Annotated in this window: 9 protein-coding genes; 5 read left to right on the plus strand and 4 right to left on the minus strand. The window is 64.2% G+C overall.

Translation table 11 applies throughout. From position 1 onward, the window contains the following. The first annotated feature begins 212 nt into the window (after positions 1 to 212). On the plus strand, positions 213 to 1,721 hold the full coding sequence (locus KVT37_RS12710; RefSeq protein ID WP_217573311.1) for a winged helix-turn-helix domain-containing tetratricopeptide repeat protein: 1,509 nt from the start codon (positions 213 to 215) through the stop codon (positions 1,719 to 1,721). Positions 1,722 to 1,755: 34 nt separating this feature from the next. Here KVT37_RS12710 and KVT37_RS12715 read toward each other — a convergent pair whose 3' ends face one another. The 4 genes from KVT37_RS12715 to KVT37_RS12730 all read right to left on the minus strand — a co-directional run bounded on the left by KVT37_RS12715 (position 1,756) and on the right by KVT37_RS12730 (position 6,435). Further along, entirely contained in the window at positions 1,756 to 2,826 is a 1,071-nt protein-coding gene (locus KVT37_RS12715; RefSeq protein WP_217573313.1) for a D-alanine--D-alanine ligase family protein, read from the minus strand. Positions 2,827 to 2,989: 163 nt separating this feature from the next. Beyond that, positions 2,990 to 3,247: a type II toxin-antitoxin system RelB/DinJ family antitoxin gene (locus tag KVT37_RS12720; RefSeq protein ID WP_217573315.1), complete on the minus strand. Its 258-nt coding sequence runs from the start codon at positions 3,245 to 3,247 to the stop codon at positions 2,990 to 2,992. 82 nt (positions 3,248 to 3,329) lie between these two features. Then, complete coding sequence (locus KVT37_RS12725; protein WP_217573317.1) at positions 3,330 to 5,384, minus strand: bifunctional aldolase/short-chain dehydrogenase; 2,055 nt, start codon at positions 5,382 to 5,384, stop codon at positions 3,330 to 3,332. Positions 5,385 to 5,469: 85 nt separating this feature from the next. Next, a complete protein-coding gene (locus tag KVT37_RS12730; protein WP_217573319.1) occupies positions 5,470 to 6,435 on the minus strand; it encodes a sugar-binding transcriptional regulator in 966 nt (321 codons plus the stop codon). A gap of 204 nt (positions 6,436 to 6,639) precedes the next feature. Between KVT37_RS12730 and KVT37_RS12735 the strand changes: the two genes are divergently transcribed. The 4 genes from KVT37_RS12735 to KVT37_RS12750 all read left to right on the plus strand — a co-directional run bounded on the left by KVT37_RS12735 (position 6,640) and on the right by KVT37_RS12750 (position 13,863). Next, positions 6,640 to 8,280 (plus strand): acyl-CoA synthetase, encoded by a 1,641-nt coding sequence (locus KVT37_RS12735; protein ID WP_217573321.1) that lies wholly within the window; start codon positions 6,640 to 6,642, stop codon positions 8,278 to 8,280. Between the two features lie 358 nt (positions 8,281 to 8,638). After that, the gene (locus KVT37_RS12740) at positions 8,639 to 9,244 is read left to right on the plus strand and encodes a TetR family transcriptional regulator (protein ID WP_217573323.1); all 606 of its coding nucleotides are present in this window, start codon (positions 8,639 to 8,641) and stop codon (positions 9,242 to 9,244) included. Positions 9,245 to 9,314: 70 nt separating this feature from the next. Then, complete coding sequence (locus KVT37_RS12745; RefSeq protein ID WP_308642621.1) at positions 9,315 to 10,460, plus strand: efflux RND transporter periplasmic adaptor subunit; 1,146 nt, start codon at positions 9,315 to 9,317, stop codon at positions 10,458 to 10,460. A gap of 247 nt (positions 10,461 to 10,707) precedes the next feature. Further along, complete coding sequence (locus tag KVT37_RS12750; protein WP_217573327.1) at positions 10,708 to 13,863, plus strand: efflux RND transporter permease subunit; 3,156 nt, start codon at positions 10,708 to 10,710, stop codon at positions 13,861 to 13,863. The last annotated feature ends 35 nt before the right edge of the window (positions 13,864 to 13,898 follow it).

A 13,898-nucleotide genomic window follows, 5' to 3' on the forward strand; every position in this document is an offset into this window, starting at 1 on the left:
CGCAAACTTCCTCGGCTTCGTCAAGCTCGCTGCCATCATGCTCTGGCTCAAATAATTAAATTGTCACTACAGCCTAGAACGGTTCACCGTTTCAGGGAAACGGCGAACCGCTCTATCTCTTTGTTTTTACGCAATTCCGGACGGAAGGTTACGGCGAAGTCGCCGAACTTAACCGTTCACACTTTTCCTGGAATTGCTCTATAGATCGCCGCATGCAGGGATCGCGCTTTGCCTTTGGACCGTTCGTGTTTGATCCGGGCGCGGGAACGCTGCTCCGGGGCGATGTTCCCGTTGCCGCCGGTCACCGTGGGCTGAAGCTGCTCGAGGCGCTTGTCGGGCGTCCGGGCGAAATCCTGGCCAAGGCCGAGCTGATGGATGCGGCCTGGCCGGGCACCGCCGTCGAGGAAGGCAATCTAACCGTCCAGATCGCGCAGCTCAGGAAGCTGCTTGGCCCGACGACCGATGGCGGCGAGTGGATCGCCACGGTCCCGCGCGTCGGCTATCGCTTCACCGGCGTCATCGAAAAGCTCGAAGGCGAGCAGAAGAAATCTTTGCCGCTGCCCGACAAGCCGTCGATCGCCGTACTGCCCTTCGCGGCCTTCAGCAGCGATCCCGAGCAGGAGTCCTTCGCGGACGGCTTGACCGAGGATCTGATCACCGACCTCTCAAGGATAGGTGGCCTGTTCGTCATCGCCCGCAACTCGGTGTTTGCCTACAAGGGCAAAGCGATGGATGTGCGCATGATCGCCAAGGACCTCGGCGTACGTTATCTCCTGGAAGGCAGCGCGAGACGCGCCGCCGGGCGCGTGCGCATCAATGCTCAGCTGGTCGACGCCATGAGTGGCGAGCATCTCTGGGCGGAACGCTTCGATCGCGGCCTGGAAGACATTTTTGCGGTCCAGGACGCGGTCACTGCCAGGATCGTTGAAGCGCTGCTCGGCCGGCTGCGCGCGCCGCCGGCCCGCAACCGGCCCAGGAATCTGGAGGCCTATGATCTCTGCGTGCGGGCGCGCAAATCGTTCGACGAATCCCCGCAGATGGCGCGCGAAGCGCATCTGATGCTGACTCGCGCGATCTCGCTCGATCCGGACTATGCCGAGGCCTATCGCTGGCTCGCGATGAACCACTGGATGAGCTGGGTGCATTGGGGCGAGCCGTTCGAGCCTGCCCGCAGCATCTCCCTGGAACTGGCACGCAAAGCCGTGGCGATCGACCCCAACGACGCCGGCTGCCGCTGGGTTCTAGCCAACCTGCTTGCCTATGAACGGGATTTCGACCAGTCGGATGTGGAATTCGCCAAGGCGATCGAGCTCGATCCAAACGAAGCCGATATCTGGGCGACATTGTCCGATATCGACGTGCTGGCCGGGCGGTTGGACGATGGCCTGGAGCACATTCGAAAGGCGTTCCGGTTGAACCCGTTTCCACCGAGCTGGTACTATCTGACGCTCGGCCAGGCGCAATACGCGGCCCGCGACTACGAAGCCGCCGTCGAGACGCTGCGCCGCGACGAGACCTATCGCACAAGCTCACGCCGCTTCCTGGCCGCAAGCCTTGCCCAACTCGGCCGCCTCGACGAGGCGCGCACCGAGGTCGCGCTGTTCCTCGTCGGCAACCCGCATTTCTCCACACAGCGCTGGGTCGACACAGAGCCGTTCCGCGACGATGCGACACTCCGGCATTTCGTCGAAGGTTTCCGCAAGGCAGGTCTTCCGGAGTGATGCGGCGACGTGGCCAACTTGCTGCTAGGAGATTTCAGTCGTCAGAGCCGGCGCGCGCCAGCCCATGCGCCACCAGGCGGTCGATGACCTCCGGGTAGCTGACGCCGCTTGCCGCCATGGCCTTGGCGTACATGCTGATGTTGGTGAAGCCGGGAATGGTGTTCAGTTCATTGATCAGGAACGTCATGTCAGGCGCCAGGAAGAAGTCGACGCGGGCCATGCCGTCGCAGCCGAGCGCTCGGAACGCCCTTGCGGCCATGTCGCGCATGGCTTCCCCGACTTCCGGCGAAAGGTCCGCCGGCACGATCAGGGCCGCGCCATTCTCGTCGATATATTTGGCGTTGTAGTTGTAGAAGCCGTGACTCTCCGCCGGCACGATCTCGCCTGGACGCGAGACGAAGAGCTTGCCCTCGGGGCTCTCCAGCACGCTGAATTCGATCTCTCGGCCGCGAACGAATTCTTCCGCCAGGAGCTTGCGGTCGTGCTGGAAGGCTTCCGTCAACGCCCGGTCGAATTCCTGGCTGGCATTGACCTTCGCGACACCGACCGACGAGCCCTGCCGCGCCGGCTTGATGAACAGCGGCAGGCCGAGCTGGTCTTCCAGTTCGGCAAGCGAAGGCGCCGCACCCTCATCGATGGTCACCGAGCGGGCGACGGGCAGGCCAGCCGCCTTCAACAGCCGCTTGGCGATGTCCTTGTCGAGGGCGGTCGCCGAACCAAGGATGCCGCAACCGGCGAGCGGCACGCGCGCCACTTCGGCCAGCCCCTGCACCGCGCCGTCCTCGCCATGCAGTCCGTGCAGCACCGGAAACAGGATATCGATCGCGGGAAGTTCATGGGCCGCGCCGCTGGCGGGGATCGCCAGCATTCGCCCACGGCCACCCGGCACAAGGCAGAGCTGCATGCCGACCGACGGTGTCGCCAGCGCGCCGTTTTCGAAGCGGCTGAGCAGCCATTGCCCTTCGCGGGTGACGAAGATCGGAACGGCATCGTATTTCGCCGGATCCAGCGCAGCCATGACATTGGTCGCCGAAAGCAGCGACACCTCGTGCTCGGCGGAGCGCCCTCCGAACAGCACACCGATACGAAGTTTTTTTGCGCTCATCGCCAACTCCACCAATGATCAGGGTTGGAGCTCGCATGCGAAACACCAGACGTCCCCCTTCAACCGTCCGAGTAATAAGCGAAGGATTGGAGTGGGACTTTGACCGGTTGAAGCAGTTTTTCAGCAGAAGTGTGAAAGGCCGTCCGGTCTGAGCCGCGTCATGTCAGATTGCCAGATCCTTGAACAACTCGTCGGCCGACGCCAAACGCTTGCGCTTGCCCTTCTCCAATTCGGCCATGGCCTTTCGCGTGGTTGCGTTCGGGACTTTCACCGGAAAGGGAAATTCCTTGTCGGCGGCGACACGGACCAGTAACAGGCGAATGGCGTCAGAGACCGACAATCCCATGGCCGCCAAGGCTTCCGTGGCCTGATCCTTCGTTGCGGTATCGATCCGAGAGCGGACTACCGTATCTGATGCCATATGTGACTCCTCTGAGGCTACAATGTAGCTACAGAGGAGCATTCCTGCAAGCAGGTACCCTGTCCCTTTTACAGGACAAGCATCACCGCAGAGCCGCCGCGATGTTGCCGCCATCCACCGTCGTCACGTCGGCAGTGGTGCGATCGGCCAGCGCTTGGTGCAGGAAGGCCTGCGCCACGTCGTCGGCCGTCACCTCCTGTCCGAGCAGGTTGCCGGACATGTATTCTTTCTCCGACACGCCGCGCGCGCCGGAACGGCTGGCGATCATCGCGTCGGTCAAGAGACCCGAGCGGATGCGGTCGGCATTGACCGCATTGGAGCGGATGCCATAGGCGCCGTAGTCCAGGGCATATTGCCTGGACAGGAACAGCGTCGCCGCCTTCGGAATGCCGTAGGCGCCGAATTTCGGGCCGGGATTGATCGCCTGCTTGGAGGTGTTGAAGAGCAGCACGCCGCCGGTGCCCTGTTCCAGCATGATGCGCACCGCGTTCTGCGCCGCCGATTGATGGGCGAAGAAGTTGAGCTCGAAGCTCTTGCGCAGCGCGGCGTCGTCGAGCTCGCCGATCCGGCCTTCCCAGGCAGCACCCGCATTCGAAACCAGGATGTCGACGCCGCCATAGACGGCGACCGCCTTGTCGAAGGCGGCGCGCATCTCGGCCGGGTTGGTGATGTCGGCGCCGACGCCGATCGAGTTGTTGCCGGCCGCCTTCGCCGCTTCCGCAGCCTTGGTCGGGTCCAGGTCGACGATCACCGCATGCGCGCCGTTGGCGGCGAACAGTTTTGCCGTCGCGGCGCCGATGGCGCCGGCGCCGCCGGTGATCAGCACGACCTGGCCGGTCAGCGGCTTCGGCTTGTTCGAGGCAAGCTTGGCCTGCTCCAGCGACCAGTATTCCAGCGGGAAGAGATCGGCCTTGGAGAGCGGATGGAAATTGCCGACGGCCTCGGCGCCGCGCACCGCTTCGATCCACATCTCGCCGACATCCGAGGCGATCTTCGCATCCTTCAGCGTGCGGCCATGGCCGAACATGCCGAGCCCCGGAACCAGCGTCAGGCGCGGCATCGGGTCGAGCATGGTGCGCTTGATGTCGTCCAGCGCGTCATTGGTCTCGAAATAGGCGGTGTAGTCCTTGACGAAGGCGTCGACATGGCCGCGCACCACGGCCTTGTAGTCACCGAGCTTGTCGGCGTCGGGCGCCGGCACCGCCATCGGCCCGGTCTTGATGCGGATCGACAGGTCGGGCGTCGACACGCCGCGCCCGGCATAGTCGGCGATCTTGGCCGAATTGATGAAATCGACGATCGCGTCCGAGGTGCGGAAATCGCTGATCATGCGGTCGAAGCGGCCTTCGCCGCGTGCCACGGCGACGGCGCCGCGCAGGGTCGGCGCGATGTCGCTCGGCTTGGCGAGCTTTGCCGGCAGCGCCGCTTTCGCCGCCTGCGGCTTGCCGTTCCTGGCGACATAATCCTCGGCGACGTTCACGTAGTGGATCATGCGATCATAGGCTTGCTTCGCGTCGTCGCCGAAGGTGAAGATGCCGTGCTTGTCGAGGATCAGGCCCTCGACTTGTCGGTCGGCGTCAAAGACTTCCGCCGCGACCTTGGCGAGGTCGAAGCCCGGCTTGATGTAGGGCACGTAGCCTAGTCTGTCGCCGAACACGGTCTTGATCAGCGGCTTGCTATCTTCCTGGTCGACGATGGCGAGGATCGCCGTCGAATGCGTGTGGTCGACGAAACGGTGCGGCAGGAAGGCGTGCAGCAGCGTCTCGACCGACGGGTTGGGCGAGGCGGGATCGATCAGGTTGGAGCGCTGCAGCGCCACCATGTCCTCGTCGGACAACTCGACAAGTCCGCGCGCCTTGAGCAGCGCGCCCATCTTCACCGCCGGCAGTCCCTGCGGCTCGATGACCGCCATGTCCCAGCCGCTGCCCTTGACGCAGAGCACGTCCCATTCGTCGCCGACCAGATCGGTGGCTTTGGTCTTGCAGGAGGTGTTGCCGCCGCCATGCAGCACCAGCCGCGGCTCGCCGCCGAGCAGGCGGGTCGTGTAGACGCGCAGCGCAAGGTCGCGGCCGACGCCCTTTTTCGCATAGTCGGCAACCATCTTTTCCGCGTCGGCGTCATTCCAAAGGTTCTGCATGTCGTTCCAGTCCAGTTCCGTCTTTTTTGCTCATGAACAGAAAGCCGCGACGTCTTGATGACAGAAGCGGCCAGGGGTGGTTTTTCTAGGATGCTTTTTTGCCGGCTTCGCCTGCGTGCTCGAGCAGGCGCCCGGCCATATGCGCGCCGATCACCAGATGCGTGCAGAGCCCGCCGGCGACGGCCGCAAGCAGCGGATCGAACTTGGTGTCTTCCTGCACCACCATCAGCCGCTTCTCGATGGCGCGCAGCGAGGCGAGTTCGGCGGAGATGACGCGCCGGTTGTAGCTGCAGTCGAGCACCTCGCCGCTGGCGTCGATGATCTGCCCGGCGATGACGCCGGCAGCACCCTGGCTGCGCAGCGCCTCCATCTCGGCCGGCGACAGCGCGCCGCATTTCACCAGATGACTGTCGGCGTCGACCGCGCCGACGGAATAGAGCGCTAGGTCGCAGTCGGCGATGCCGGCAAGCTGGTCGCGGATCACCGGCTCGGCGCGCAGGCTCTTCGCCAGCTCTTCCGTCGACAGCACCAGCGGCGCATAGAAGTTCAGGCCCTTGGCATTCAGCCGCCGTGCGATCTCCATCGTGCACTGGTCGGGTCGGTAGGAATAGGGCGCGCCAAGATTACCGCAGAGCTGCACCACGGTGACGTCCTGTAGGTCGGCGAACGACATGATGTCGGCGATCGTGTAGACCGTGCGGCCCCAGGCGACGCCGATGCGGTCGCCCTTCCTGACGAGCTCCAGGAAGACGCTCGCCGCCAGCACCGCGATGTCGGTCGAAGGGTCGGCGAGGTAGGCGTTTTCCGGCGCGATCCAGACCGCGTCAAGCTTGAAGGCGTCTTCCAGCCGGCGCGCCATGACGTCGTCGGTGAAGAGCTGCGTCGAGGTCGAGATGTTGACGATGCCGGTCTCGCGCGCCTTGCGCAGATACATGGCGACCGAGGCGCGGGAAATGTTGAGCTGGCTCGCCACTTCGTCCTGGCGAAGGCCATGCGCATAGTAAAGCCAGGCGGCCTTGTGGATGAGCTGTTCTGCCGGTCGGATCGCCATGCCGCCTCCTCGGCTGACATTAGTCACGGCTCTCGACAAAAGTCAAATTCGGCTCGACTGGTCACGATCGCCTGTCAGGATGGCTCGGCGTGGATCGCCATTCCACCAAGCCGGCGCATCCTAGCATTTTCAGCCGCGGAAGGGGGATAGCGTGACGGCGGACCTAAGGTTAGAAAGCTCGAAAAGAACATCGGGGAGAACGGGATGGCCAATCCCTACGAACAGGATCTCGACAGGAACGCCGCCAATCATCAGCCGCTGACGCCGCTGACCTATCTCGAGCGGGCGGCAAAAACCTATCCCGATCATGTCGCCATCATCCATGGCGGCCAGCGCATCACTTATCGCGAGTTCTGGCGCCGCTCGCTGAAGCTTGCCGCGGCGCTTGCCAAGCGCGGCATCGGCAAGGGCGATACGGTGACGGTGATGCTGTCCAACACGCCGCCGATGCTGGAAGCCCATTTCGGCGTGCCGATGACCAAGGCGGTGCTGCATTCGCTCAACACCCGCCTCGACGCCGCCGTCATCGCTTTCCAGCTCGACCATGCCGACACGAAGGTGCTGATCGTCGACCGCGAGTTCTCGGGCGTGGTCAAAGAGGCGCTGGCCTTGGCCAAGGTGAAGCCATTGGTCATCGACTATGACGATCCGGACTACGCCGCCGACGCGCCCTATCCGAAGGGCGAGCGGATCGGCGCCCTCGACTACGAAGACTTCCTCGCAGGCGGCGACGAGGCTTTCGCCTGGTCGATGCCCGACGACGAATGGGACGCCATCTCGCTCAACTACACATCAGGCACGACGGGCAACCCGAAGGGCGTCGTCTACCACCATCGGGGTGCTGCGCTGATGGCCTACACCAACACCATCCATGCCGGTATGGCCAAGCACGCCGTCTATCTCTGGACGCTGCCGATGTTCCACTGCAATGGCTGGTGCTTCCCCTGGACGCTTGCCGTGCAGGCCGGCACCCATGTCTGCCTGCGCTGGGTGCGGGCCAAGCCGATGTATGACGCGATCGCCGACCATGGCGTCACCCATCTCTGCGGCGCGCCGATTGTCATGTCGGTGCTGATCAACGCCAAGGACGAGGACAAGCGGCAGTTCCCGCAGATGGTTACCTTCAACACGGCCGCGGCACCCCCGCCGGAGGCGGTGCTTGCCGGCATGGCCGACGCCGGTTTCGCCGTCACCCATCTCTACGGCCTCACCGAGACCTACGGCCCGGCCGTCGTCAACGAATGGCACAATGAGTGGGATGATCTCGAAAAAGGACCGAGGACCGCGAAGAAGGCGCGCCAGGGCGTGCGCTATGCCGCGCTCGAAGGCCTGACGGTTATGGATCCTCAGACGATGGTGGAGACGCCCGCCGACGGCGAGACCATCGGCGAGGTGATGTTCCGCGGCAACATCGTCATGAAGGGCTATCTGAAGAACAGGAAGGCGACCGACGAGGCTTTCGCCGGCGGCTGGTTCCACTCCGGCGATCTCGGCGTCATGCACCCCGACGGCTACATCCAGCTCAAGGACCGTTCCAAGGACATCATCATCTCGGGCGGCGAGAACATCTCCTCCATCGAGGTCGAGGATGCGCTCTACAAGCATCCGTCGGTCGCCTCCTGCGGCGTGGTTGCGCGCGCCGACGACAAATGGGGCGAGGTGCCGGTCGCCTATGTCGAGCTGAAGCCGGGCAAGACCGCGACCGAAGCCGAGATCATCGAGCATTGCCGAGGGCTGCTGGCCCGCTTCAAGGTGCCTAAGGCGGTGGTGTTTGCGGAAATCCCGAAGACCTCGACGGGGAAGATCCAAAAATTCCGGCTGCGGGAGATGGCGAAGGGGGCCTGATCCCCAACGGGCGAGGCCGAGTTCCCGCCCACCCCCCTCTGGCCTGCCGGCCATCTCCCCCGCAAGGGGGGAGATCGGATGTCGCCGCCGCTTTCGCCAGTCATCAACGTCGCAAGGCAGGCGTCGTCGGCGGAACTGCCAATCTCCCCCCTTGCGGGGGAGATGTCCGGCAGGACAGAGGGGGTGCGAAGGATCGCTGCGCTCGAGAATAGTCTCTTCTCATCACGCGGCACGCCCCTTCAGACTGTCACCATCTGTCACCAATTATACGCGTACGTCGATTTCGCGTTGACTCCTCGCTTCTTTCGTTTTACGACTGACGAAAATTGAAATTCGTCACTCATCAAACGAAAGCGCCATGTCAGAAGCCGCCAACATCGTGGCAGACCCCGCCAGACAGGAGAATGTGACCCGCATTCTCGACTGCGCCGAGCGGCTGTTCCGCCACTACGGCTACGGCAAGACCAACGTTGCCGACATCGCCCGCGAGCTCGGCATGTCGCCGGCCAACATCTACCGCTTCTTTGCCTCCAAGGTTGAGATCCACCAGGCCGTTTGCGGCCGCATGCTCGGCGCCAGCTACAAGATGGCCTACGAGATCATGCACCTGCCGATCAGCGCCGAGGAGCGGCTGCGGCGCTACATCCACGCCCAGTACAAGATGACGCTGGAGGTCATGCTCGACCAGGAGAAGGTGCATGAGATGGTCATCGTCGCGCTGGAGCGCGACTGGGGCGTCATCGACAAGCATGTCAACAGCATCCACGACCTGTTCGCCGAGGTGATCCGCGAGGGTGTCGAGGCCGGCGAGTTCAGGCAGCAGGATCCTGAAACCGCCTCGCGCTGCTTCGGCGCCGCCACTGTCATTCTGTGCCACCCGCAGATGGTGGCGCAGTGCCTTGCCAAGACCAACCGGGCGATGCCCGACGAACTTATCGACTACGCCATCAGAGCCTTGAAATAGAAGCTGTCCGCCGGGTGCGGTCGACGATCATCTCCAGTTCGGGAGTGCTAAGGTGTCTTTGTCCAGTTCCATCCTCCGCAAGCTGCCGGCCGCCGGCCTCCCAGCCGTCGGTATCGTCGTAGCGGCGCTCGGCCTTGCCGGCTGCAGCCAGGAGAAGGCCGAGGTCGTCCAGGAAATCGTCCGGCCGGTGAAGGTGGTCGAGATCGGCGAGGCGCAGACCACTCGCCAGCTCGACTATTCCGGTTCGGTGCGGGCCCGCACCGAGATGAATCTCGGCTTCCGTATCGCCGGCAAGGTCACCGAGCGCCTAGTCGATATCGGCCAGCATGTGAACGAAGGCGACGTGCTCGCCCGCGTCGATCCTTCCGACTACGAGCTGTCGGTGAAGAGCGCCGCCGCGAGCCTCGATGCCGCCGAGCGCCAGGTCGAGACCGTCGACCTCGCCAGGAAGCGCGCCGAACAGCTCTATGCCAAGAATTTCGCGCCGAAGTCGCAGCTCGACCAGGCGCGGCTGACCTATGACCAGGCAGTGGCGACGCGCGATGCCGCCCGTTCGACGCTGGCCCAGGCGCAGAACCAGGTTCAATATGCCGATCTGAAAGCCAGCAAGAATGGCATCGTCACCGCGATTTCCGCCGATGTCGGCCAGGTGGTCGCCGCCGGCACGCCGGTAATGACCGTTGCGGTCGACGGCGAGAAGGAAGTGTCGATCGCCGTGCCGGAAATGGACATCGCCGGCTTCAAGCCCGGCAAGGAGGTCAAGGCGAGCTTCTGGTCGGACGAAGGACTTGCGCTCACCGGCAAGGTCCGCGAGGTCGCCGGCAGCGCCGACCCGCAGTCGCGCACCTTCGCCGTCCGGGTGTCACTGCCCAATGATCCGCGCGTACTGCTCGGCATGACCGCCAATGTCCAGGCGACCGTCGGCAGCAAGGCGCAGCTCGTGTCGATCCCGCTGACCGCAATGACCGAGAAGGACGGCAAGCAGATCGTCTGGACGGTCGACCGCGGTTCCGACACGGTGCATCTGCGTCCGATCAAGGTCGCCAACTTCACCGCCGACGGCGTCGCCGTGGCCGACGGCCTGAAACAGGGCGATGTCGTGGTCGCGGCCGGCACCCAGTTCATGACCGAGAACCTGAAGGTCAAGCTTTCCGGCGACGCTCAGCAATCCGCCTCGGCGGAGGACGACGTCGCGACCACCAGCAGCCTGCACTAACCAGGCGGAAGAACGCTTTTCCCGCTCTCGCTGCATCGAGCCGCGGGCCGGGGAGGGCATGGGTTCCGGGCGGCGGTCGCCCGATCGCGGGACGCCGGCATGTTGGCTCCCCCGCGGCAGTGCCGCGTCCAGCGCGATTGCGTTTCTCTCTCCGCTTGAGGGGTCTCGCCGCCCGGAAACCCGACCGAGAAATTCATGGGCGGCACATCAGGCGTGCCTTGCCGATCAATTGGACTGGACTTGCGCCATGACCACCACGACCGACAGCAGCACTGAAAAGCGGCCCTTCAATCTTTCGCGTTGGGCGATCGGGCATCCGAGCATCGCGCGCTTTCTGTTCGGGCTGATCATCCTGGCCGGCGCGCTCGGCCTGATGCGCATGGGCCAGAAGGAAGACCCGGACTTCACCTTCCGCGTCATGGTGGTGCAAGCGATCTGGCCTGGCGCCTCGATCCAGGACATGGAGGATCAGGTCGTCAACAAGATCGAGCGCAAGCTGCAGGAAACCCCGCATCTCGATTTCGTGCGCTCCTACACCCGCGCCGGCAGCGCCATCATCACTCTCCAGGTCAAGGGCGATACCAATGCCGACCAGGTGAAGGACGCCTTCTATCAGGTGCGCAAGAAGGTCGGCGATATTTCCGGCGACCTGCCGCAGGGCCTGCTCGGTCCCTATTTCAACGACGAGTTCGGCGACACTTTCATCACGCTGCATTCGATCAGCGGTGACGGCTTCACCTATCCGGAGCTGAAGAAATTCGCCATCCAGGCGCGCGACATGCTGTTGACGACGCCGGGCGTGGAGAAGGCCGTCATCATCGGCGACCAGCCGGAGAAGATCTATATCGACGTCTCCTCCAAGGCGCTGGCCGAGCGCGGCCTGACCATCCTCGACCTGCAGAACGCCGTCAAAGGCCAGAACGCCGTCGATCCGGCGGGTAATGTCGACACCGGCCTGCGCTCGGTGCGCATCTCGGTCGAGGGCGACGTCACCAGGGCCGCCGATATCCGCGAGCTGAGACTCCGCTCAGGCAACCAGGTGACGCGTCTCGGCGACATCGCCACCGTCTCGTCCGGCCTCGAGGATCCCTACGAGCGCAAATACCGCTTCAACGGCCATGAGAGCGTCCAGCTTGGCGTCGTCATGGCCAAGGGTTTCAACGTCAGGGACGTCGGCAAGGATGTGGAAGTGACGTACCAGCGCTTCGAGGCAGGCTTGCCCTACGGCGTCGCGGTCGACCAGATCTCCGACCAGCCGCAGGTGGTCAAGGACGCGGTGAGCGAGTTCATGGAGGCGCTCGGCGAAGCGCTGCTGATCGTGCTTGCCGTCTCGCTGCTGTCGATCGGCTGGCGCTCGGGCCTGGTGATCGCCATCGCCATCCCGCTGGTTCTCGCCGCCACCTTCGCCATCATGTACGAGATCGGCATCGACCTGCAGCGCATCTCGCTCGGTGCGCTGATCATCGCGCTCGGCCTGTTGGTCGACGACGCCATGATCGTGGTCGAGATGATGGAACGAAAGCTCGAAGAAGGGCTGGTCAAGATCGAGGCGGCGAGCTTCGCCTATACCTCGACCGCCTTCCCGATGCTCACCGGCACGCTGATCACCACGGCGGGCTTCATCCCGGTCGGCTTCGCGGCGTCCACCGCCGGCGAATATGTGCGCACGCTGTTTTATGTCGTCGGCATCGCGCTGGTCGTGTCGTGGTTCGTCGCGGTCTATTTCACACCGTGGCTCGGCTACATGATCCTGAAGCAGCGCAAGCATGCCGGCACCCATCACGATGTCTTCGACACCGGCTTCTATCGCCGCTTGCGCGCCACGGTCACCTGGGCCGTGCGCCACCGCATCATCGTGCTGGTCATGACGCTGGTCACCTTCGCCACCAGCCTGTGGGCCTTCCAGTTCATTCCGCAGAACTTCTTCCCGCAATCCTCGCGTCCGGAAATCCTGGTCGATCTGTGGCTGCCGGAAGGCACCTCGATCAAGGAGGTCGAGAAGCAGGCCCAGGCGCTGGAAGCCAAGATGATGGACGATCCCGACAAGCGCTTCATCGCCACTTATATCGGCGAAGGCGCGCCGCGCTTCTTCCTGCCGCTCGACCAGCAGCTGCGCAACCCCAACTTCGCCCAGTTGCTGGTGATGGCCAAGGACGAGCCGGCGCGCGAGCGGCTGATCGTCAAGATGCGCAGGATCCTGGCGCAGGATTTCCCCTCGATTCGCGGCAAGGTCGACCGTCTCTTCCTCGGTCCGCCGACCGGCTGGCCGGTGCAGATGCGCGTCATGGGTCCGGACCGCAAGGAGGTGCGCCGCATCGCCGACGAGGTGAAGGCGAAGTTCCAGGCCAACCCGCTGCTTGGCGCCATCCATGACGACTGGCTGGAGCCGGTGCCGGCGATGAAGCTGGTGATCGACCAGGACCGCGCCCGGGCGCTCGGCGTCACCTCGCAGCGCATCCGCCAGATGCTGCAGGCCACCATGTCCGGCGCGCCGCTCGACGACTTCCGCGACGGCGAGGAGACGGTCTCGATCGTCGCCCGCGAGCCGGATGCGACCCGCCATCTCCTGTCCTCGGTCGACTCGGTCTACATCCCGACCGACTTCGGCGGCTCGGTGCCGCTGTCGCAGGTGGCCAAGGTCGTGCCCGTCATGGAGCAGGGCATCGAATGGCGGCGCGACCGCCTGCCGACGATCAGCGTGCGCGCCACGCTGCCCGACGGCGTGCAGTCGAACGACGTCGTCACCAAGATGTACAACGACATGAAGGACCTGCGCGCCGGCCTGGCGCCCGGCTACAAGGTCGAGATCCAGGGCGGCGCCGAGGATTCGGCCGAAAGCCAGGCTTCGATCGCCGCCAAGGCGCCGATCATGCTCGCCATCATCGTCGTGCTGCTGATGGTCCAGCTGCAGCATTTCGGCAAATCGATGCTGGTGCTGGCCACCGGTCCGCTTGGCATCATCGGCGCCGCCGCGGCGCTGCTGATCAGCGGCGCGCCGTTCGGCTTCGTCGCCATCCTCGGCGTCATCGCGCTGCTCGGCATCATCATGCGCAACTCGATCATCCTGGTCGACCAGATCGACCAGGATATCGCGGCCGGCATGGAACGATCGGAAGCGATCGTCGGTGCTGCCGTGCGCCGCTTCCGGCCGATCATGCTGACGGCGCTGACCGCCGTGCTGGCGCTGATTCCGATCTCGCGCGCCGTGTTCTGGGGGCCGCTCGCCTACGCCATGATGGGCGGCATCCTCGTCGCCACCGTGCTCACCATCCTGGTGCTGCCGGCTGGCTACGCCCTGTTCTTCGGCCGCGCGCCGAAGAAGGCCAAGACCGACGAGCAGGCGCCCGAGCCGGAACAGATCGAAGGCATTGAAAGACCGCAGCTGGCGCTCGCCGCGGAATAAAGGTGGCAACCTGAAATCATCCGCCATCGGCAGAA

This window comes from Mesorhizobium sp. GbtcB19, assembly GCF_019091085.1.
Taxonomy (GTDB): Bacteria; Pseudomonadota; Alphaproteobacteria; order Rhizobiales; family Rhizobiaceae; genus Mesorhizobium.

Bases quoted from the DNA above. Each gene is read 5' to 3' on its own strand.
- KVT37_RS12710 (WP_217573311.1), top strand. From the start codon at position 213: ATGCAGGGATCGCGCTTTGCCTTTGGACCGTTCGTGTTTGATCCGGGC.
- KVT37_RS12740 (WP_217573323.1), top strand. From the start codon at position 8,639: ATGTCAGAAGCCGCCAACATCGTGGCAGACCCCGCCAGACAGGAGAAT.
- KVT37_RS12735 (WP_217573321.1), top strand. From the start codon at position 6,640: ATGGCCAATCCCTACGAACAGGATCTCGACAGGAACGCCGCCAATCAT.
- KVT37_RS12720 (WP_217573315.1), bottom strand. From the start codon at position 3,247: ATGGCATCAGATACGGTAGTCCGCTCTCGGATCGATACCGCAACGAAG.
- KVT37_RS12725 (WP_217573317.1), bottom strand. From the start codon at position 5,384: ATGCAGAACCTTTGGAATGACGCCGACGCGGAAAAGATGGTTGCCGAC.
- KVT37_RS12750 (WP_217573327.1), top strand. From the start codon at position 10,708: ATGACCACCACGACCGACAGCAGCACTGAAAAGCGGCCCTTCAATCTT.
- KVT37_RS12730 (WP_217573319.1), bottom strand. From the start codon at position 6,435: ATGGCGATCCGACCGGCAGAACAGCTCATCCACAAGGCCGCCTGGCTT.
- KVT37_RS12715 (WP_217573313.1), bottom strand. From the start codon at position 2,826: ATGAGCGCAAAAAAACTTCGTATCGGTGTGCTGTTCGGAGGGCGCTCC.